Source organism: Devosia sp. J2-20, assembly GCF_055808475.1.
Map to the genome: position 1 here is coordinate 3,771,678 of NZ_CM147870.1, position 20,491 is coordinate 3,792,168.

Below are 20,491 nucleotides of genomic sequence, written 5' to 3' on the forward strand. Positions count from 1 at the left end.
CAGGTCGACGCAAAAAGACCGGAGAAAACAATGAACAAGCGACGCATTCTGCTAGTGGACGATGATGCGGACCTGCGTCAAACCCTGGTCGAGCAGCTCGAAACGCTCCCGGATTTTGAGATCCTGCAGGCCGAAACGGCCAATGATGCGCTCAAGTCGACGCGCGAAAACAATATTGACCTTACCATTCTCGATGTCGGACTGCCCGACATGGATGGCCGTGAAGCCGTCAAGGTCCTGCGCGCAGAGGGTTATAACAGCCCGATTCTGATGCTGACTGGCCATGATAGCGATGCCGACCAGATTCGTGGGCTGGATTCGGGCGCCAATGACTATCTGACCAAGCCATTCCGTTTTCCCGTGCTGTTGGCCCGCATCAATGCGGCGCTGCGCCAGCATGACCAGAGCGAAGATGTGGTCTTTACGATTGGACCCTACAGCTTCCAGCCGTCAGCGAAGGTTCTCGAGACCAATGACGGCAACAAGGTGCGCCTGACCGACAAGGAAACAGCGATCCTGAAGTTCCTGTATCGTCAGGGCCCCAAGACCATGTCGCGCGATATCCTGCTCAAGGAAGTGTGGGGCTACAATAACCGGGTCACCACCCATACGCTGGAAACCCATATCTACCGGCTGCGTCAGAAGATCGAGCGCGACCCGTCCAACGCCCGTTTGCTGGTTACCGAAGAGGGCGGTTACCGTCTGGTGCCGTGAAAGCCGTGGACGGCGGGGCGCAAACACAAAATCGGGTATAAATGCGCGTAAAATGCCCTATAGGATGAGACGGCTCCGCTTTGGCGGGGCCGTAGTGCATTCGGATTGGGGCTTATGATCAGGGACGAGGCGGACGCCGCGCTGGCGCAGGCCGAATTTTTCGATATTTGCGATGATGAGCAGCGCCGCTTGTTGGCGTTTGCGGGCACACGTCGGCACTTCGATCCCGATGCGGTTATCTACCAGTCCGGCGATACGCCGCTGGGCGCCCATGTGCTGATCTCTGGTACGCTCAAGGCCAGGCCGGAAGGCAAGGGGGCCAACAAGCCCTATGCGATCTCTGAACCTGGCAGTGTGGTATCGGCAATGGCGCTGATATTGGACAAGCCGCGCCTCGTCACGTTCACCGCTGTCACCGATTGCGAGACGCTTTTTGTGCCGCGCACGGCCTTTCTCAAGCTGGTCCAGCAATCGCCGGACCTGGCGCAACGCGCGGTGGCGCGGATCGAGCGCGATCTGGGCAGCTATCTGGGCGCGCTGGAGCCATTGGGCCGGCGCATGCGCGCAGGCCAGGACTAATCTAGAACATCAACGCGTTGTCTAGACCCCGGCGAAACAAGCGATGACCGGTACGTGGTCGCTGGGCTTTTCTGTCCAGCCGCGCGCCGGCTTGATGATTTCGGCCCCGATGCAGTGATCGGCAACGTCACCGGTTGACCAGATATGGTCGAGCCGACGGCCGCGATCAGAGGCTTCCCAGTCCTTGCCGCGATAGCTCCACCAGGAATACAGCTTTTGATCATGGGGCAGGTGCTTGCGCACCAGATCGGTCCAGCCGTGGCCGCCATTGAGAATGGCGTCGAGCGTTTCGGTCTCAAGCGGGGTGTGGCTGACAACCTTGAGCAGCTGTTTGTGGCTCCAGACGTCGTTCTCATGCGGGGCAATGTTGAAATCACCGGCGATCAGATGACCGCGTGAAAAGTCAGGCTCCTGAAACCAGCTGGTCAGTTCACTGAGGAACCCCATCTTGTGCTTAAACTTGGGGTTGATCTCGACATCGGGCTCGTCACCGCCGGCCGGAATATAGAAATTGTGCACGGTGAGCGGGCCGCGACCGAAATCGAGGCGGGCAGAGACGTGGCGTGATTCCTCAATCTCGCAGAAAACCCGGCTGGAGACATCGGTCAGCGGGAATTTAGAGATGGTGGCGACGCCATGATAGCCCTTCTGTCCATGCACAGCCTGATGGGGATAGCCGGCATCGGCGAAGGCCTTGGCAGGAAACTGGTCGTTGGTGCATTTGATTTCCTGCAGCATCAACACATCGGGCTGATACTGGTTGATGAACTCAAGCACCATGGGCAGGCGCAAGCGAACCGAATTGATGTTCCAGGTGACGATGGAGACGGACATGACGGGCCTTTGACGCAAGCGGGGCCTTCTTATCGCGGAGGCGCGCAGTGAGGTAAAGCCGGAATTGGCGGCTTATCGAGAGCGTTTCACGTGAATCGGTGACAGTGCGCCAGCAAAAAGCCCGACACCTTGCGGGGCCGGGCTTTGCAAAATTTGTTCGCTCAAGCCTGAGCGGCTGACGGCAAAAGCCTATTCAGCCTTTGGCTCGGCGTCGGCTGGCGCGGCTTCAGCAGCAGCGGCCTGCTCGGCGGCTGCAGCTGCTGCTGCGGCCTCGGCATCCTTGGCTGCCTGCTCAGCGGCAAAAGCCTCTGCAGCGGCGATCTTCTCGGCTTCACGAGCTTCCTTGGCAGCAACGGCTGCAGTGCGCTCGGAATCCTGGATCTTCTTGGTACGCGAATTGGTCGATTCGAAAATACGAGCCGATTTACCGCGACGATCGCGCAGGTAGTACAGCTTGGCGCGACGAACCTTACCGCGCTTGAGAACTTCAACCGAAGCCACGTTGGGGGAGTAGAGCGGGAATACGCGCTCAACGCCTTCGCCGTACGAAATCTTGCGCACGGTGAATGATTCCATCAGGCCACCGCCGTTGAAAGCGATGACAACACCTTCATAGGCCTGCAGACGCTCCTTGGCGCCTTCAGTGATACGGACCCACACCTTGACGGTGTCGCCGTGGGTGAATTCAGGCAGCTGGCGCTTTTCGGCGACCGCTGCCATCTGCTCGGCTTCGAGCTGTTCGATGATGCTGGACATGGTGATTCCGTTCTGAATCTTTTCAAAGGAGCGTTTATTCGAGCCTTGCAGCCCGATCGCCCGGTCTTGGTTGGTAACGGAGTTTGGTCGTCTTTTTATTGGTGCGTGACAGGTCCGATTAGCCCGACACGCGGATAGTGGCGCGGCTATAGGGGAAAACCGGCCAAGAGTCTAGAGTTTGTGTGCGGTTTATGACTTGCGCGGGTCCAGAAGGTCTGGTCGTCGCGCACGGGTCAGCTCCAGGCTTTGTTCGGCGCGCCATTTGGCAATCTTGCCGTGATCGCCCGAGGTCAGCACCGGCGGGATGTCGACGCCCTCAAAGCTCTGCGGACGGGTATATTGGGGGTATTCGAGCTGGCCGTTCTCAAAGCTCTCATCGGCATGGCTGTCAGCGCCGCCGAGCACACCGGGGATGAGCCGCACAACGGCCTCCAACAGCACCATGGCGGCTACTTCGCCACCTGCCAGCACATAGTCTCCGATGGAGATTTCCTCGAGCGCACGGGCGTCTATGACGCGCTGGTCGATGCCCTCAAAGCGACCACAGACGATCACTGCGCCAGGGCCAAGCGCCAGTTCGCGCGCGCGCTTCTGGGTAAGGGGCTTGCCACGCGGGGACATCAGGATGCGCGGACGCGGATCGCCCTGAGGCGCCACCGTGTCGATTGCCTTGGCCAAAACATCGGGCTTGAGCACCATGCCGGCGCCGCCACCTGAAGGGGTGGCGTCGACGCTGCGGTGACGATCGGTGGCAAAGTCACGCAATTGGGTGGCCTGAAGCGACCAGAGCCCATCGGACAGGCCCCGCCCCAGAACCGATGCACCCAGCGGGCCGGGAAACAGCTCGGGAAACAGCGTGATGATGGAGGCTGAAAAACTCAATCGGGTTCTTCCTCGCCCTCTTCAGCGTCAAGCGGCACTTCGATGACCAAAAAACCTTCGGCAATGCGGATGGTGGGTACCACTGCCTTGGTGAAGGGGTACAGGAAGGTATCGCCGCTATTGGGGTCGCGTATTTCAATGAGGTCGCCGGCGCCAAAATTGGGAATGGCGGAGACCTGGCCGATGATCTGGCCGGAGGCGATGCGGGCCTCAAGGCCGATCAGATCAGCGTGGTAGAAATCTTCGTCATCTTCTGGCTCGGGCAGCCGAGCGCGGTCAACGTAAAGGCCAACGCCATTAAGCGTTTCGGCGGTGTTGCGGTCATTGATGCCCTTGATGTGAGCAACGACCACATTCTTGTGCAGACGCAGTTTGGAGATGGTGATGGTCAGCCCGGGGCGGTCGGTTTCAAGGGGTCCGTAGCTGCCGATATCAGTGGGATCCTGGGTATGGGAGGCGATACGGACGGCGCCCTTGATGCCATGGGCGGCGCCGATCTGGCCGAGCAGGATACGATTGGGGTTCTGGGTGGTCATGGCAGCTCCGAGCGGTCTAAGGTGCTCTTAGCAGGCAACGCCCGGGTTGGGAATTGCCGCGGAACCAACGGCAGATAAAGCGATTGTTGGAACAGCACACACCAAGGAGCGTACGCAATGGCCAAGACTTTGACGGACCGCAATGAAATTCGCGAATGGGCCGCGGCGCGCGGTGGCAACCCGATGCTGATGGAGGTGCCTGATGGCAGTGGTAGCCGGACGTTGCTCCAGCTGACCTTTGGCCAGTACGAGATCAATACGGACGGCAATGAGGGCCCGGACCGGATTGGTGGATTCCAGCTTGTCAGCTGGGACGAGTGGTTCGACGCGCTCGATGCGAACAATCTCGCCGTGCGGGTGTCGGACGATCCGTCTGGAGGCAATGAAGCGGAATTCGAGTTTGTCGAAAAGTCTAAATAAAATCAGGCTTTAGCAGGCAGCTCGCATTTCGGCGGTTCATCGCCTCCAGTAGGTCGCCCGGCTCACTCAGGCGTCGCGAGTGAGTTGAGGCCGGCTTCGTACAGGCGCATCGTCGCTTCAATATCATCGATATGCATCGTCAGGCCCTGTTCAACAGCTTCGGCCTGGCGGCGCACAAGGTCACGACGCGACAGCAATTCAAAACGCTCGCTTTCGAGTTCCTTGACGGCCATGTCGATCCGGTCGCGATGCGCGGCCAGACGCTGCACCATTGGCGCGGTCTGCTTGGACGCTTCCTGCATGATAGCTTCCATCTGTTCAATTTCAGGCTGAACGATCTTCAGATTGGTCTTGGCTCGGGTTGTCATTGGCTGCTTCCCACAACATTTGAAATATGCGCCCGACTTCCCCTTTTGCGAGGCCGACAGGCGTTGTCTGGCAGATATAGTGATATTGTGGGGAATCCCAATGTTTACCCGTTGTTTACCTTAACAACTGGCGGCTCATGACTGGGAAATCTAAATAAAATTGAAGTAAAATTAGCCGGATCAGGGAGCGTCGGCTGCCGCTTCGATAGCATCCATGTCGTCGTCGGAAAAGCCGAAATGGTGTCCGAGCTCATGGATCAGCACGTGCGTGACGACTTCTCCCAAGGTATTGTCGTCATGCTCTGACCAATAGTCGAGAATAGCCCGGCGATAGAGGAAGACAGTATTGGGCAATTGTCCGGTCTGTGGGGTGGACCCGTCCTGTACCAGCCCGATGCCGGTGAACAGACCCATCAGCTCGAACGGGCTTTGCATGCCGAACTCCACCAGAACGTCTTCCGGGGCAAATTCGGCGACCGCGCAGGTCACATCGGCGGCCAGAGATCTGAAAGGCTCGGGCAAGTCGGCCAGGGCCTGACTCGCCAGAGCTTCAATATCGTCCAGGGTTGGCGCGTGGCGCGCCGCCCAGTCTGAGTGGCTTACTGCCAATCGCGGATGTCGACGAAGTGACCGGTGACCGCTGCGGCGACCGCCATGGTGGGGGACACCAGATGGGTACGCCCCTTAAAGCCCTGACGACCCTCGAAATTACGGTTCGAGGTCGAGGCGCAGCGTTCCTGCGGCTTGAGCTTGTCGTCGTTCATGGCCAGGCACATCGAGCAACCGGGCTCGCGCCAGTCAAAGCCGGCATCCTTGAAGATCTTGTCGAGGCCTTCAGCCTCGGCCTGTTCCTTGACCAGACCGGAGCCGGGCACGACCATGGCGCTGACAGATGGGTGAACAGTCTTGCCTTCGAGCAGCTTGGCTGCTGCGCGCAGATCTTCGATACGACCATTGGTGCACGAGCCAACAAAGACGCGGTCAACGGTGATGTCGGTGATCTTGGTGCCGGGTTTGAGACCCATATATTCCAGCGCGCGCCATTTGGAGGCCCGCTTGTTTTCGTCGGCGATGTCATCGGGATTGGGCACTGCGCCGGTTACCGCGATGACGTCTTCGGGCGAAGAACCCCAGGATACGATGGGCGGCAGGTTGGCAGCGTCAAGCACTACAACCTTGTCATAGACAGCGCCTTCATCGGTGTAGAGCGTCTTCCAATAGTCCAGCGCCATGTCCCAGGCCTTGCCCGTTGGCGCGCGGTTGCGGCCCTGGACGTAGTCAAACGTGGTCTGGTCGGGGGCAATCAGGCCAGCGCGGGCGCCGCCTTCAATGGTCATGTTGCAGACCGTCATGCGGCCTTCCATGGACAGGGCCTGAATGGCTTCACCGGCGAACTCAATGACGTGGCCATTGCCGCCAGCCGTGCCGATCTCGCCGATAATGGCCAGGATGATGTCCTTGGCAGTGACGTGGGGGGGCAGCTTGCCATCCACGCGCACCAGCATGTTCTTGGCCTTCTGCTGGATCAGCGTCTGGGTGGCCAGAACGTGCTCGACTTCGGAAGTGCCGATACCGTGCGCCAGCGCCCCAAAGGCGCCATGGGTCGAGGTATGGCTGTCGCCGCATACAATTGTCATGCCGGGCAGGGTAAAGCCCTGTTCGGGACCCACGATGTGGACAATGCCCTGACGCTTGTCGAGCTCGTTGAAATACTCGACGCCGAACTCGCGGGCGTTTTCGGCCAGCGTGTCGACCTGCAGCTTGGATTCGGGATTGTCGATGCCGTGTGTGCGGTCCGAGGTGGGCACGTTGTGATCCACCACGGCCAATGTACGCTCGGGGTGGCGCACCTTGCGGCTGTTGAGGCGAAGCCCCTCAAAGGCCTGCGGGCTGGTCACTTCGTGCACCAGATGCCGGTCGATATAGAGGAGGGAGGTTCCGTCCTCATTGTTCTGGACCAGATGGTCATCCCAGATCTTGTCGTAGAGCGTGCGAGCCTTGGTCATGGCAAAATTCCGGCAGGTAAAGTTTGGAGTGGTTCTAAGCCGCTGGGGCAGAGGGGTCAAGCATTACCGTACTCGCCGGTACGGTTCGGCTAGTCCGTGGCGCGGTCGGTTGCGGTCTTGATGGCCAGAATACCCAGCAGGCTGGTGTCCAGGCCAATGCGCTGACGGCACCACAGGGCAATGGCCAGCTGCGCGATGATGCGCGCGCCCATATTGGCGGCGGCCGCGCCCACAATGCCATAGGTGGGGATGATCAGGATCTGAACCAGAAAGCCCAATCCCATGATGGCGCCGAAAATCATGGCGTAGGCCCGCTCATGGCCAGTCATCATCATGACAATCTTGGAGGGGCCGGTGGCAGCGTCAAACAGCAGACCGAACGAGAGCAGGACCAGCACAAGCCAGCCTTCAGCATAGCTGGGGCCGAAAAAGCTCAAGATCCAGTCGCCCCAACCGAAAAAGGCGGTGAAGACCAGCAGGGAAAACACAAAGCCAGCCGCTGAGCCCATGGCAGTGATGGCCTGGGCCTTGCGCATTTCACCGGCATGGAAGTGTTGCGCGATCATCGGGGCAATTACCAGTTCGATGGCGAAGGTGAACAACGTCATCAGGCCGGCAGTGCGGAATGCGTTGAAGTACAGCCCCGAGCTTTCGAGGTTGAGCATCAGGCCAACCAGAATGACATCGGCATTGAGCGCCGCAGTTTCGATCAGCGCGCCCAGCAACAGCCAGCGGCTGATGCCGCCCCACTGCTTCCAGTATCGCGCGCTGACGCCACGCGCCGGGTTGAGCACATAGCCGCGCCGCATGGCGCTCCAGAACTGCAGCACCAGCATGCCCGAAAGCAGGGCTGCCGACAGCACCAGCGCATCGGGCCCGCTCAGCACGATGCCAAGGCTGAACAGGGCCAGCACGGCGGCGGGCAGGGCAATGCGCCAGAGAATGTCGCGCGGCACCAAGGCGCTCCACAGCGAGCCCTGGGCGCGCAAGGCCGAGGAATTGTACTCGGCCAAGGCCATGGGCAGGATGAGAAAGGCGGCGCCATAAAAATGGTTTGCCGTATCGGTGGTTGGGAAAAACGAGACCCACAGGAAGACTGTCAGGCACAGCGTAACGGCAATGACCAGCCCCGCCAGAATGGTCAGAACCGATCCAGCCTGGGCGGCCTTGAGCGCGGCGAGTTTGTCGCCGGCAACCGATAGCTGGGGCCAGAGGCGCAGAATTGCAGTGGGCTGACCCACGCCCGCGGCAATGGCCAGCACGGTGGCCAGGGCCAGACCGAAGGCAAAGTGGCCGTATTCATCGGCCGTCATGGTGCGTGAGAGCACCACATAGGTGAAATAGGTCAGGCCAGCGGTGGCGACCTTGATGCCGAGCGAGCCGATGGAGCGCCACATGCCGGTGTGGAGCAGAGCAGACAGATCGGCGGGGATAGACAATCGCATGGCAGGCCTCAGGGCCGCGCGAGGTGCGCGACCCAAGCAACCTAGATGGGCAATCTCAAAAAGGTCTTACCGCACCGCCATTTGAAGATTACGGTTTGGTCAGGTTTGCCGATCAGTGCCGGAAATGGCGCATGCCGGTCATGACCATGGCGATCCCTGCGGCATCGGCAGCGGCGATGACTTCATCGTCGCGCATCGAACCGCCGGGCTGGATAACGGCGGTGGCACCTGCCGCGACCAGCGCCTCAAGCCCATCAGCGAAGGGGAAGAAAGCGTCCGAAGCCGCTACCGAACCTGCAGTCAGGGCCCCTTCAATGCCGGCAGCCTTGGCTGCATCGATGGATTTACGATGCGCCGTCAGGGCTGAATCGACGCGGCTCATCTGGCCCGCACCGATGCCCACGGTCGCGCCGTCCTTGACGTAGACAATGGCGTTGGACTTGACGTGCTTGGCGACCTTGGCGGCGAGGCGCAGATCGGCCATTTCGCGCTCTGTGGGGGCCTTCTTGGTCACGACCCTGAGGTCGCAGTCATCGACGTTGCGATTGTCGCGTGACTGCACCAGCAGACCACCCGCCACGGATTTGACCATCAGGCCATCGGCCTTGGCGTCAGCCAGACCGCCGGTCAGCAGCAGACGCAAATTCTTCTTGCCCGCAATAATGGCCTGCGCCTCGGGGGTGGCCGAAGGGGCCACGATCACCTCGGTGAAAACCTTGACGATCTCAGTGGCTGTGGCGGCATCAATCTCGCGATTGGTCGCAACAATGCCGCCGAAGGCCGAGACCGGATCGGTGCGCAAGGCGTTGTGGTAGGCGGTCAGCAAATCCTCGGCCATGCCGACGCCGCACGGATTGGCATGCTTGATGATGGCCACGGCGGCGACGTCTGCGGCATCGAACTCGCTGACCAGCTCAAAGGCGGCGTCCGTGTCGTTGATATTGTTGTAGCTCAGGGTCTTGCCCTGAACCTGGGTGGCGGTGGCAACACCGGGGCGGTCCTCGCCATTGGCATAAAAGCCGGCCCACTGATGGGGGTTTTCGCCGTAACGCATGACCTCGCGCAGGGTGCCAGCAAAGCTGCGATAGGGGATTTCAGGGTAGTCGATGGCCTTGGCGAACCAGGTTGAAATGGCGCTGTCATAGGCCGCGGTGCGGGCATAGGCCTTGGCCGCGAGCTTTTGGCGCATCTCGAAGGGCACGCCGCCGGTTTCGGCGATGGCGGCCAGGATGGCGGGGTAGTCGGCAGGATCAACCACAACGGTGACAAATGCGTGGTTCTTGGCGGCTGAGCGGACCATTGCGGGGCCGCCTATGTCGATATTTTCGATGATATCGTCATAGCCGGCGCCCGCGGCGACGGTCTTTTCGAAGGGGTAGAGGTTCACGGCTACCAGATCGATGGCGCCGATATCGTGTTCGGCCATGGAGGCGGCGTGATCGGGTTTGTCGCGCACGGCCAGCAGGCCGCCATGCACCTTGGGATGAAGGGTCTTGACCCGGCCGTCCATCATCTCGGGAAAGCCGGTGAGATCGGCGATTTCTCGCACCGGCAGACCGGCATCCTTGATCAGCTTGTGTGTGCCGCCAGTGGAGACGAGCTCGACACCTGCAGCGCTCAGCCCGCTGGCGAAATCCGCCATGCCAGATTTGTCGAATACCGAAAGCAGTGCGCGCCCGACCTTGACCGTCTTGCCCATGAGGTGTGTGCCCTATTGGAGGTGAATTCGCGCGCTCGCTAGCACGAAGCCGGGCCCAGGCCAACTGGCTATTGCTGCTCGAGCGTAAAGATCCAGGCAATCTCGCGGTCGGCAGCCACATCTGCCTCGAGCACCAATTGCCGGGTTTTGTGCAGGCCGACATAGGCCGACTGGCGCACGCTTTCCTCATCGCGGAAGGTCGCGCCTTCCCACAGGAAGATCCACACGGTGCCGTTGGGCAGTGTCAGGCGCACCACACCTTCATCGCGATTGCGCTCCATCTGCACGCCGGGTGCCAGATGAAACCGCACGGCCAGCAGACCCGAAGGTTTGCCATGGGCGATCATGCGGTCCTGTCCAACCAGAGTGGTGCCGCCCGACAGCAGGGTAATGCGGCGCTCAAGATCAATGCCGAACCGCTTGGCATAGCCAGCGGTGGTGATCGAGAGCAATTGGTCGGCAGGGGCAAGGGTCATGGCCGGCGCGGGGGAGATGGCCGCGTCCTCGGCGTCAATGGTTGGTGCTGAATGGGCCACACCTTGTCGGAACAGCGCCTTGCTGGCAGGCAGGTCAGCCGGGGCGGGCCCACAGCTGCCCAGGATCAGCTCGCTGCCATGGGAGAATTCCAGCGCCAGCGCACTGGCATGGGCATTGCCGGCATAGCCCGGTGGCGGGGTGCGGCCAGAATCGGCGATCACCACAGCGTCGCCTGCGCGCAGAATGCCGTAGCCCCCAAGCAGCATGGAGCGGCGGCGATGCCCTGTCGCATTGGCCTGGATGGCAATCAGCACATCGTGCGGCAGGTGTCCGCCGCCATTGAAGTACACCGGCTCGCCGCTCGACAGGGTCAGGGCGTCCAGACACTCATGCATGCGATCGATCTGGGCAGCCAGTTCGTGGGCAGCCTCGGATTTGATCTGGGCGGCGATGCGGCGCACGCTGACCAGCTCCACCAGCAGCTGCAATTGCAGCTTGGTATTGCGGGAGCGGTGCAAACCGTCGGTGTCGAGCTGGCGCACCAGCAGGCGGTTGAGCCGCTCAACCCGGCCGGGGACATCTGTCTGGTCGCCTTGTTCGCAATATTCGGCGCCCAGCAGGGCGATGGCGGCAAACAGCGCATCGGCGGGTTCACCCGCAAGACGCCCGCGCAGCTTGAGGCTCTGAATCTGTGCCCCGAGCACGCGCTGGATGGTTTTGGCCTGCTCGGGGGGGCCCCTCAAGCAGCAGGGGCAGGTGGCGCAACCAGTTCAGCACGCGTTGCGCTGTCAGCGCCAGCGCCCAGGTGTCCCGCTCGAAGCGGCCTTCGCGGCCGATCCAGTCGAGCACCAGCGTGCGGGCAAAATTGCGCTCGCCGGGGTCACGCACGTCGCGGAAATGACGCAGCCAGGCAAAGCCATGCAGGTTGAACCACCAGTCGGTGTGATCCACTGCAAGCGCAAAGGGCGACACGCCATGCGTCTCGATAAGTTTGCTGGCCAGCAGATAGCGGCCCGCCATCATGTCGCGCACCGCCTCGCGATCAGTGGGCCGGAACTCGTGCAGTTCGCCAGAAAACGCATCGTCGGCCAGGCCGCGCCAGGTCCAGCGCAGAATGGGCAGGGTGACAAACGTATCGGCCAAGCCATAGGCAAGGCGCCGCAAGGCATAGCCGAGCCGAGGCAGCATCGTGCTGCTAGCGTCCGCCGCGGCTAAGGCCTGCGTCATTGTTTGTCTGCCCGTCAATGACCAGTTCCTAATTTGGCGCCTTCCCCTCAGCGCCAGTCGATCACCCTATCTCGTTGCGGCCAAAGCGCGCCACGAAGAAGCCATCCATGCCACCAGCGCGTCCTCCGGGCATCATGCCAGGATGGGTCCGCACCAGCCCCTTGGCGGAAACGGCGGCCTCCAAGCCAACCATTTCCTCGGGCTTGATTGGCAAAAGCTTCAGCCCAGGCAGCGATTGGAGGGCCCAATCAACCTGTTCTTCACCTTCCGCCGGTTCAAGCGAACACACGCAATAGATGAGCACTCCGTCACGATCAAGGCAGCGCAAGGCGTTGGTCAGCAGGGCCCGCTGCAGCCGTACGCGGCTGGCAACGTCGCCCACGGAGCGATGCCAGATGACCTCGGGGTGACGGCGGAAGGTGCCGGTGGCTGAGCAGGGTGCATCCAGCAGCACGCCCTTGAAGGGCGATGGCGCCTCGAATTTTCCAGCGTCGGCGACAACGGTCTCGGCGGTGTAGTTGAGGCGTGTCAGGTTCTCGCTGAGACGCTCCATGCGCTTGGCATCGGCATCAAGCGCTGTCACTTCATAGCCAGCCTTGATGAGCTGGGCAGTCTTGCCGCCGGGGGCGGCGCACAGGTCCAGAACACGCGCGCCGGGTTCCAGGCCCAGCAAACGGGCGGGGATCGCAGAGGCTGCGTCCTGCACCCACCAGCGGCCTTCGGCAAAGCCGGGCAGGGCCTCGACAGGGCGATCGCGCTCTTCAATGCGTACCGTGTCCGCGATGACACGCTCGGCACCCAGGGAATCGATCAGGTCCTGATCGTCATTCTTGAGGGTGAGATCAAGCGCAGCGCCAGCCAGCAGGGCGTCGGAAAAGGCATCGATGGCTTCTTCGCCGTAGGCGGTGAGCCAGGTGTCGCCAAAGGTGTCGGGGATGAGCAGATCGTCGCTGAGCATGCCGAACTTGGCCGAATTGGCCTGGGCGTTGCGCAGCACGGCATTCATCAAACCAGAAAGATGGCGCGCCTTGGGGTCGCGCTTGGTGGCTTCAACAGCCAGAAACAGCGCGCTATGGGCTCCCAGATCGGGCAGGAAGACCAGCTGTGCCAGGCTCAGGCGCAGCACGGCTTCGAAGGTGCCTGACTTGCCGGGCATGCCTTTTTCAAGCAGCGCATGAATTATGAAATTGAGCTGACCCTGACGTCGTAGGGCGGTGGTGATCAGCCGATTGGCCAGCGCACGGTCGCGCCCATCGGCGAGATCGGTGGCCCCAAGCGGGACGAAATTGTCGCCCGCCAAAACGGACTTCAGCCGCTGTGCGGCAATAAGGCGGAGCTTGAGCCCCGCCGGTTCAGGTTTGTACGCCACGCTTGATTCTATCCCCAGGGACCGCGTTGTCCGCCATCCTCGTCGGTTCGTCCGACGGTTGGCACGCGCCAGCCGCCGCCGCTGTGCCGACCGGTGGTCGGGGCTGGGCGTGGCTGAGGCCTACGGCTCTTATCGTCCACATAGCCTGAAGCTGCAAGCTTGCGCAGCGCTTGAATGCGATTGCCTGTGTCGGGATGGGTCGAAAACAGATTGTCCATGCGCTGACCCGAGAGCGGGTTGATGATGTACATATGGGCCATGGCCGGATTGCGCTCGGCGGCGACATTGACCTGCCGACCAGCCAGACTGGCGATCTTGTGCAGGGCTGAAGCCAGCGCCAACGGGTCGCTGGAGATCTCGGCGCCGATACGATCGGCCTCATATTCGCGCGTGCGGCTGACGGCCATTTGTACCAGCATGGCGGCCAATGGGGCCAGAAACACCATCAGCAGGCGGCCAATGCCGCCCATGGGGTTGTCGCGACTGCCGCCACCAAAGAACAGGCCGAACTGCGCCAGTGCGGAAATGGCACCGGCAAAGGTCGCGGTGATGGTCATGGTCAGGGTATCGCGGTTGCGAATATGGGCCAGCTCATGGGCGACCACGGCGGCGACTTCGCGCGTATCGAGATGCTTGAGCAGGCCGGCCGACACCGCAACGGCAGCGTTTTGCGGATTGCGGCCCGTCGCGAAGGCATTGGGCTGGTCTGACTGGATCAGATAGACGGCAGGGGTGGGAATGCCCGCCTTGCGCGAGAGCACATCGACCATGTCGTAGAGCTCAGGCACGCGGCTGCGCTCGACCGGAACGGCATTTTGCATGCGCAGAACCAGCTTGTCGGAGTTCCAATAGCCAAAAATATTGGTAACCAAGGCAAAGATGAAGGCGATCATCATGCCGCTGGTGCCGCCGATAAAATAGCCAACGGTCATGAACAGCGCGGTCAGCGCGGCCAGCAGGACCGTGGTCCGTAACGCATTGAACATCAGGAGCCCTTGGGTTCGTGGTCTTGAACAATTATGTTGGGTCGGGACAGGTTGCATGCAAGCGCATGACCAAAACGTAATCCGGATATGACCATGAGCGACGACAATAGCCCAGATGACATCACCGAAGCAGCACCGCGCCCGCCGTTGACCCCGGCGGCGCAACGAGCATTGGCTGAAGCACAAGCGCGCCGCCAGGCCATTGATGCCAAGGGTGCGTTTGCCCAAAAGGAACTGGGCGGGCGCGGCGGGCTTGAGCCGGGTCGCTATGGTGACTGGGAGATCAAGGGGCTGACCAGCGATTTCTAGCTGGCAAGACGGCTAGTTGGTGATGCTGATCAGGTCGTGGATATTATAGCCGGCAGCAGACACGGCCACGGTGGCAAAGACCACCAGAATGGCGGCGATCAGGCCATATTCGACGGGGGTAACACCAGCCTCGTCACGGGCAAATCTCTCGATCGCGGTCAACATGGTACGCTTTCAACACAACAACAATGCCGGCAATGTGGCGGTCGGCGGCTGAACTGAAGCTGAACGGGTTATTCAGCGATCACTTCTGGCTTGTGCGGCAGCAATGGCGGGCAGGAGTTCGTTCTCAAAGGCATCGGGCGAGAGCGGGCCGACATGCTTGAAGGTGATGATGCCATTGGCATCGACCACGAAGGTTTCAGGGACACCATAGACCCCCCAATCGATCGATACCCGACGATTGCGATCGGCGCCGACTGCATCATAGGGATTGCCCAGTTCGGCAAGGAATGCGCGGGCATTTTCCGGCGCGTCGTTCTGGTTGATGCCGAACAGGCGTACGTCTGAAATGTCCTTGAGCGTCATGAGCAGTGGATGCTCGTCGCGGCAGGGAATGCACCAGCTGGCGAAAACATTGACGACGGTGACCGCGCCCTTGAGCGTTTCGGTGGCAAAGCCGGGCACCCCGAGTTCGGGCACCGCATCCATGGCAAAGACGGGCGCGGGCTTGTCGATCAGCACCGAGCGGACGAGGCTGGGGTCGCGGTTGATCGAAAAGGCGAAAACGGCGACCAGTGCCACCAGGGCGATCAGCGGCAGTCCGAACAACACATAACGCATTACTTGGCTGGCTCCGTGGCGCGGCGTGGATGGCGTGTTTCAAGCATGGCCAGTTGCCGTGTGGTGCGCCGGGCATCAAACAGGGTCCAGCCGATCAGCCCGAGCACGGCCAGAGCGACGCCGAGGTAACACCAGATAATGAAAACCGCATGCGGGCCAAGATCGATCATTGCGCGGCCCCTTGTGCCAGCTTGCGCTGCAGCGTCATGACCCGCCGGCGCTTGATTTCAGTGTGCATGGCTTTGAGGTGCAGTGTCAGAAACAGCAATGTAAACGCGAAGAACATCACAAAAAGCGGGGTCAGAATGGACCCCGGCATGCGTGGCCCGTCGGCGCGAAATACGCTGGCAGGCTGGTGCAGTGTGCTCCACCAATCCACCGAGAACTTGATGATGGGAATGTTGATCGCGCCCACCAGGGTGAAGACGGCGATAACACGGGCGGCCCGGAGCTGATCGTCAAAGGCGCGCCACAGCGCGATAATGCCCAGATAGATGAAGAGCAGCACCAGGGTGGAGGTCATGCGACCATCCCATTCCCAGAACGTGCCCCAGGTCGGGCGGCCCCACAGGGCGCCGGTGAACAGGGCCAGGGCCGTGAACATAGCGCCCAGCGGCGCTGCGGCTTTCATTGAGACATCGGCCAGTGGGTGACGCCAGACCAGTGTTCCCAGCGCTGAAACCGTCATGATCGCGTAGACGAACTGGCTCAGCCAGGCATTGGGCACGTGGACATACATGATGCGCACGGTGTCGCCCATTTGATAGTCTTGGGGTGAATTGAAGAAGGCGAACCACAGGCCCAGCACGAAGAGCACGGCAGTCAGAATGGTCAGCGGCCAGAGCAATGGCGTGGTCCAGGCGACAAACTGCCCGGGATGGGCGATCCGTTGCCACCAATTCTGCCGCGGTGCCGTGTCTTGGGTCATGGGAATATCTGGCAACTGTGTTGAGTTCGGGCTCTAGTCTTCGGCGGACCGTATCGCAAGCGCGGCGACAAAGGGAGCCAATGCCACGGCCATGAGGCTCAATGCCGCAAGAAACAGCGTTGCCGCACTTGATTGGGGCGAGGTGATGGCGCCGACGCCAAAGATCAGGACGGGCACCGAGAGCGGGGCGATCAGGATGGGCGCGATCAGCCCACCCCTTCGGATCGGCACGGTGACCGCCGCGCCAATGGCGCCAAAGGCGGTCAAAGCGGGTGTGCCCAGCGCCAGGGAGAGCAGGGTGCGCCAGAAGGTGGACAGATCCATGGCCAGCAGCAGCGCCAGGATCGGGCTGGCGATCAGCAAGGGCAAAGCGGTGACCAGCCAGTGCGCGATCAACTTTGCGGCAATGGCAGCGCTGAGCGGCAATTCAGCCTGTCGCAGCAGGATCAGTGAGCCGTCCTCGTGATCGGGTCGGAACAGCCGTTCAAGCCCCAGCAGCATTGCGAGGAAAGCCGCGATCCAGACAATGCCGGGGGCGATGCTGGCCAGCAGGGTCTGGTCAGGACCGACGGCGAAGGGGACAATGGCTCCCACTATGACGAAAAACAGCACCAGCGTGAGCACGTCGCCACTGCCGCGCAGGGCCAGGCGCAGTTCGCGCTGCAACATGGCCATAAAGGCGCTCATGGAGCGCGCTCCAGTTGCAGTGTGTTCAGTGCGCCAGGGTCAGTCAGGACAATTGGATCGTGCGTCGCGGCAATGGCCAGACCGCCCATGGCCAGATGTTCAGCCAGCAGACGCGCGACCAATTGATTTCCCTGATCGTCCAGCGCGGCGGTGGGTTCGTCGAGCAGCCAGAGCGGGCGCAGGCTGACCAGCAGGCGGGCCAGTGCCAGCCGGCGCGATTGTCCTGCCGAAAGATAGCCCGCATCGAGCGCCTCAAGGCCCGCCAGGCCCAGTTCAGCCAGCGCGGCTTCGCAAGACAGGCCGGTTGCGCCGTTGATGTCAGCCCAGAAACGCAGGTTTTCCAAGACACTCAGGCGCGGCTTGATGGCGTTGCGATGGCCGCAATAGTGCAGCAAAGGCGCGTCCTGCGCGCTGTCATGAGGCCCGAACTGCCCAGCCATGGGGGCGACAATGCCGGCCAGGGTCAGCAGTAGCGTGGTTTTGCCGGTCCCATTGGGCCCGCGCAGCAACAGAGCCCGACCATTGGTCAGCGAGAAATTGATATTTTCGCTCAATAGCAGGCCGCCACGACCACAGCTGAGGCCGGTCGCGCGCATTGTTAGCTGGGGATAGACTTGCCGATCAGTCATGACCCCTTCTCGTATTGAACGAAAGGTCGGGCTGGCAAGCCCAATCGTCTTTCTCTATAAGCCCTTATAGATTGGAGTCATTCCAGGAAAGGCGGCGCTGTTGAACGGTTTCGGGGAGGTTTTCCCAGACCAGAGCGCCAGCCGCAACACCAGATGACGGGCGGAACAACGTGACCTCGATAAACAGCTTCAAGTCCAAATCGACCCTGGTGGTCGGTGGCAAGACCTACACTTACTATTCGATCGTGGAGGCCGAAAAGAACGGTCTGGCGGGCGTTTCGGCCCTGCCGCATTCGATGAAAGTGGTGCTCGAAAACCTGCTGCGGTTCGAGGACAACAATACCGTGACCAAGGCCGATATCGAGGCCGTGGCCACCTGGTTGACCACGCGCACCTCCGAGCATGAGATTTCCTACCGTCCAGCCCGCGTACTGATGCAGGATTTCACCGGCGTTCCTGCCGTGGTCGATCTGGCCGCCATGCGCGACGCGACAGCCAAGCTCGGCGCTGATCCGCAGAAGATCAACCCACTGGTGCCGGTTGATCTGGTGATCGACCATTCCGTGATGGTGGACAATTTCGGCACCGCGCTGGCATTTGGCCAGAACGTCGAGCTGGAATATGAGCGCAATGGCGAACGCTATGAGTTCCTGCGCTGGGGCCAGTCGGCCTTTGACAATTTCCGCGTTGTGCCTCCCGGCACGGGCATCTGCCATCAGGTGAACCTGGAATATCTGGCCCAGACGGTGTGGACCAAGGATGAGAACGGCGAGACCGTGGCCTATCCTGACACGCTGGTGGGCACGGATCCGCACACCACCATGGTCAATGGTCTGGCGGTTCTGGGCTGGGGCGTTGGTGGCATCGAGGCAGAAGCCGCCATGCTGGGCCAGCCGATCACCATGATGATCCCCGAAGTCGTCGGCTTCAAGCTGACTGGCAAGATCAATGAAGGCATCACCGCCACCGATCTGGTGCTGACCGTCACTGAAATGCTGCGCAAGAAGGGCGTTGTCGGCAAGTTTGTGGAATTCTACGGCCCGGGTCTTGATTATCTGAGCCTGGAAGATCAGGCGACGATCGCCAACATGGCGCCTGAATATGGCGCGACCTGCGGTTACTTCCCGGTCGATGATGACACGCTGAAGTATCTGACCACCTCGGGTCGCGATCCCGAGCGCGTGGCGCTGGTGGAAGCCTATTCCAAGGCGCAGGGCATGTTCCGCGAGACCAGCTCGGCCGATCCGGTGTTCACCTCCACGCTCGAACTTGATCTGACCACTGTGGTGCCCTCGATCTCGGGTCCAAAGCGTCCGCAGGATCGTATTGCGCTCGATCAGGCCAAGTCCAAATTCGCCGAAGGCCTGCCCAAGGAATTCGGCAAGACCGACAATCCCAAGATTGCCGTTGAAGGCACCGATTACGAAATCGGCCATGGTGACGTGGTGATCGCGGCGATCACCTCCTGCACCAATACGTCGAACCCATCGGTTCTGGTGGCCGCTGGCCTGGTGGCCCGCAAGGCCCGTGCGCTGGGTCTGGACTCCAAGCCATGGGTGAAGACCTCGCTGGCCCCCGGCAGCCAGGTGGTGACCGACTATCTCGACAGCGCTGGCCTGAGCGAAGATCTCGATGCCATCGGCTTCAATCTGGTGGGCTATGGCTGCACCACCTGTATCGGCAATTCGGGTCCGCTGCCGGTCGAGATCTCCAAGGCCGTGCAGGCTGGCGATCTGGTCGCCGCTTCGGTACTCTCTGGCAACCGCAACTTTGAAGGCCGTGTGAACCCGGATGTGAAGGCGAACTATCTCGCTTCGCCGCCGCTGGTGGTGGCCTATGCCATTGCCGGGTCAATGAATATCGACATCACCAAGGATCCGATCGGCACCTCCAAGGATGGCAAGCCGGTCTATCTCAAGGACATCTGGCCCTCCAATCACGAGGTCGCCGAGATCGTGCGCGAGAACGTCACCAAGGAGATGTTCCAGGGCCGTTATTCGGACGTGTTCAAGGGTGACGAGAACTGGCAGGGCATCGCCGTCGATGGCGGCGAGACCTATAAGTGGAACTCCGGTTCGACCTATGTGCAGAACCCTCCCTATTTTGAGGGCATGACGATGGAGCCTAAGCCCATCACCAATGTCGCCAAGGCCAAGGTTCTGGCGCTGTTCCTGGATCTCGATCACCACCGACCACATCTCGCCAGCGGGGTCGTTCAAGTCGACCACGCCAGCGGGCAAGTACCTGGAATCCCATCAGGTCGCGCCGCGTGACTTCAACTCCTATGGCGCCCGTCGCGGCAATCATGAAGTGATGATGCGCGGCACCTTTGCCAATATCCGCATCAAGAACCAGATGCTGGATGGCGTTGAAGGTGGTTACACCAAGGGCCCCGATGGCAGCCAGATGGCGATCTATGATGCGGCCATGGCCTATCAGGCTGCCGGTACGCCACTGGTGGTGTTTGCGGGCAAGGAATATGGCACGGGTTCGAGCCGTGACTGGGCCGCCAAGGGCACCAATCTACTGGGCGTTCGCGCCGTGATTGCCCAGTCGTTCGAGCGCATTCACCGCTCCAACCTGGTTGGCATGGGCGTGATCCCGCTGCAGTTCAAGGATGGCGAAAGCTGGCAGAGCCTGGGACTTGATGGCAGCGAAACGATCGATATCGAAGGCGTGACGGAAATCGCGCCACGCGCCATGGTGACCGTCAAGATCACCAGGGCCGATGGCTCGGTGACCAGCGTGGAAACACGCTGCCGCATCGATACGGCCAATGAGCTGGAATACTACAAGAACGGTGGCATTCTGCATTACGTGCTGCGCAGCCTGGTTGCCGCATAAGCGGGACCGGTTC

General features: G+C 61.1%; 23 protein-coding genes and 1 pseudogene. 5 read left to right on the forward strand and 19 right to left on the reverse strand.

Features of this window, described 5'->3' with window-relative positions; all coding sequences use genetic code 11:
• Window positions 1-30: 30 nt before the first annotated feature.
• On the forward strand, window positions 31-714 hold the full coding sequence (locus AC0L37_RS18810) for a response regulator transcription factor (RefSeq protein WP_212659974.1): 684 nt from the start codon (window positions 31-33) through the stop codon (window positions 712-714).
• Window positions 715-828: 114 nt separating this feature from the next.
• Window positions 829-1,293, forward strand: coding sequence for a Crp/Fnr family transcriptional regulator (locus AC0L37_RS18815; RefSeq protein WP_282222359.1), 465 nt, complete (start codon window positions 829-831; stop codon window positions 1,291-1,293).
• A gap of 21 nt (window positions 1,294-1,314) precedes the next feature.
• Here AC0L37_RS18815 and AC0L37_RS18820 read toward each other — a convergent pair whose 3' ends face one another.
• The 4 genes from AC0L37_RS18820 to rimM form a co-directional block, all read right to left on the reverse strand.
• Window positions 1,315-2,127, reverse strand: coding sequence for an exodeoxyribonuclease III (locus AC0L37_RS18820; RefSeq protein ID WP_282222358.1), 813 nt, complete (start codon window positions 2,125-2,127; stop codon window positions 1,315-1,317).
• Window positions 2,128-2,316: 189 nt separating this feature from the next.
• Window positions 2,317-2,883 carry a 50S ribosomal protein L19 gene (gene rplS / locus AC0L37_RS18825; protein WP_212659971.1) on the reverse strand — a complete coding sequence of 189 codons (567 nt, stop codon included), beginning with the start codon at window positions 2,881-2,883 and terminating at the stop codon, window positions 2,317-2,319.
• Window positions 2,884-3,072: 189 nt separating this feature from the next.
• Window positions 3,073-3,765, reverse strand: a complete 693-nt coding sequence (gene trmD, locus AC0L37_RS18830; RefSeq protein WP_212659970.1) for a tRNA (guanosine(37)-N1)-methyltransferase TrmD — start codon at window positions 3,763-3,765, stop codon at window positions 3,073-3,075.
• Entirely contained in the window at window positions 3,762-4,301 is a 540-nt protein-coding gene (gene rimM, locus AC0L37_RS18835) for a ribosome maturation factor RimM (RefSeq protein WP_269371279.1), read from the reverse strand. The genes trmD and rimM overlap by 4 nt, the downstream gene beginning before the upstream one ends.
• Before the next feature lie 117 nt (window positions 4,302-4,418).
• On the opposite strand from rimM, the gene AC0L37_RS18840 reads away from it, so the two are divergent.
• The gene (locus AC0L37_RS18840; protein ID WP_212659968.1) at window positions 4,419-4,721 is read left to right on the forward strand and encodes a hypothetical protein; all 303 of its coding nucleotides are present in this window, start codon (window positions 4,419-4,421) and stop codon (window positions 4,719-4,721) included.
• A gap of 62 nt (window positions 4,722-4,783) precedes the next feature.
• On the opposite strand, the gene AC0L37_RS18845 is transcribed toward AC0L37_RS18840, so the two are convergent.
• The 9 genes from AC0L37_RS18845 to htpX all read right to left on the reverse strand — a co-directional run bounded on the left by AC0L37_RS18845 (window position 4,784) and on the right by htpX (window position 14,298).
• On the reverse strand, window positions 4,784-5,089 hold the full coding sequence (locus AC0L37_RS18845; RefSeq protein ID WP_212659967.1) for a hypothetical protein: 306 nt from the start codon (window positions 5,087-5,089) through the stop codon (window positions 4,784-4,786).
• 180 nt (window positions 5,090-5,269) lie between these two features.
• The gene (locus AC0L37_RS18850) at window positions 5,270-5,698 is read right to left on the reverse strand and encodes a metallopeptidase family protein (protein ID WP_282222357.1); all 429 of its coding nucleotides are present in this window, start codon (window positions 5,696-5,698) and stop codon (window positions 5,270-5,272) included.
• Window positions 5,689-7,095 (reverse strand): 3-isopropylmalate dehydratase large subunit, encoded by a 1,407-nt coding sequence (leuC, locus tag AC0L37_RS18855; RefSeq protein ID WP_212659965.1) that lies wholly within the window; start codon window positions 7,093-7,095, stop codon window positions 5,689-5,691. The genes AC0L37_RS18850 and leuC overlap by 10 nt, the downstream gene beginning before the upstream one ends.
• 89 nt (window positions 7,096-7,184) lie before the next feature.
• Window positions 7,185-8,540, reverse strand: a complete 1,356-nt coding sequence (locus AC0L37_RS18860; protein WP_282222356.1) for an oligosaccharide flippase family protein — start codon at window positions 8,538-8,540, stop codon at window positions 7,185-7,187.
• A 112-nt stretch (window positions 8,541-8,652) separates the two neighbouring features.
• A complete protein-coding gene (gene purH, locus AC0L37_RS18865; RefSeq protein WP_282222355.1) occupies window positions 8,653-10,239 on the reverse strand; it encodes a bifunctional phosphoribosylaminoimidazolecarboxamide formyltransferase/IMP cyclohydrolase in 1,587 nt (528 codons plus the stop codon).
• A gap of 68 nt (window positions 10,240-10,307) precedes the next feature.
• The gene (locus AC0L37_RS18870) at window positions 10,308-11,420 is read right to left on the reverse strand and encodes a heparinase II/III domain-containing protein (RefSeq protein ID WP_282222354.1); all 1,113 of its coding nucleotides are present in this window, start codon (window positions 11,418-11,420) and stop codon (window positions 10,308-10,310) included.
• The gene (locus AC0L37_RS18875) at window positions 11,368-11,943 is read right to left on the reverse strand and encodes a hypothetical protein (RefSeq protein WP_282222353.1); all 576 of its coding nucleotides are present in this window, start codon (window positions 11,941-11,943) and stop codon (window positions 11,368-11,370) included. The genes AC0L37_RS18870 and AC0L37_RS18875 overlap by 53 nt, the downstream gene beginning before the upstream one ends.
• Before the next feature lie 61 nt (window positions 11,944-12,004).
• Window positions 12,005-13,312 (reverse strand): RsmB/NOP family class I SAM-dependent RNA methyltransferase, encoded by a 1,308-nt coding sequence (locus AC0L37_RS18880; RefSeq protein WP_282222352.1) that lies wholly within the window; start codon window positions 13,310-13,312, stop codon window positions 12,005-12,007.
• A gap of 8 nt (window positions 13,313-13,320) precedes the next feature.
• The gene (htpX, locus tag AC0L37_RS18885) at window positions 13,321-14,298 is read right to left on the reverse strand and encodes a zinc metalloprotease HtpX (protein WP_282222351.1); all 978 of its coding nucleotides are present in this window, start codon (window positions 14,296-14,298) and stop codon (window positions 13,321-13,323) included.
• 93 nt (window positions 14,299-14,391) lie between these two features.
• Between htpX and AC0L37_RS18890 the strand changes: the two genes are divergently transcribed.
• Window positions 14,392-14,607 carry a DUF1674 domain-containing protein gene (locus tag AC0L37_RS18890; protein WP_212659959.1) on the forward strand — a complete coding sequence of 72 codons (216 nt, stop codon included), beginning with the start codon at window positions 14,392-14,394 and terminating at the stop codon, window positions 14,605-14,607.
• Between the two features lie 12 nt (window positions 14,608-14,619).
• Here the strand turns inward: AC0L37_RS18890 and AC0L37_RS18895 are convergent, their stop codons facing one another.
• From AC0L37_RS18895 to ccmA, 6 genes are all read right to left on the reverse strand, one after another.
• Window positions 14,620-14,772, reverse strand: a complete 153-nt coding sequence (locus AC0L37_RS18895; protein WP_212659958.1) for a Flp family type IVb pilin — start codon at window positions 14,770-14,772, stop codon at window positions 14,620-14,622.
• Between the two features lie 72 nt (window positions 14,773-14,844).
• Entirely contained in the window at window positions 14,845-15,390 is a 546-nt protein-coding gene (locus AC0L37_RS18900; protein ID WP_212659957.1) for a DsbE family thiol:disulfide interchange protein, read from the reverse strand.
• On the reverse strand, window positions 15,390-15,560 hold the full coding sequence (gene ccmD, locus AC0L37_RS18905; RefSeq protein ID WP_249327935.1) for a heme exporter protein CcmD: 171 nt from the start codon (window positions 15,558-15,560) through the stop codon (window positions 15,390-15,392). The genes AC0L37_RS18900 and ccmD overlap by 1 nt, the downstream gene beginning before the upstream one ends.
• Entirely contained in the window at window positions 15,557-16,318 is a 762-nt protein-coding gene (locus AC0L37_RS18910) for a heme ABC transporter permease (protein WP_269371259.1), read from the reverse strand. The genes ccmD and AC0L37_RS18910 overlap by 4 nt, the downstream gene beginning before the upstream one ends.
• A gap of 33 nt (window positions 16,319-16,351) precedes the next feature.
• Window positions 16,352-17,005, reverse strand: coding sequence for a heme exporter protein CcmB (gene ccmB / locus AC0L37_RS18915; RefSeq protein WP_269371257.1), 654 nt, complete (start codon window positions 17,003-17,005; stop codon window positions 16,352-16,354).
• Window positions 17,002-17,634, reverse strand: a complete 633-nt coding sequence (gene ccmA / locus AC0L37_RS18920; RefSeq protein ID WP_282222350.1) for a heme ABC exporter ATP-binding protein CcmA — start codon at window positions 17,632-17,634, stop codon at window positions 17,002-17,004. The genes ccmB and ccmA overlap by 4 nt, the downstream gene beginning before the upstream one ends.
• Window positions 17,635-17,804: 170 nt before the next feature.
• On the opposite strand from ccmA, the pseudogene acnA reads away from it, so the two are divergent.
• Window positions 17,805-20,478 (forward strand): annotated as a pseudogene (gene acnA, locus AC0L37_RS18925) (aconitate hydratase AcnA).
• Window positions 20,479-20,491: the final 13 nt, after the last annotated feature.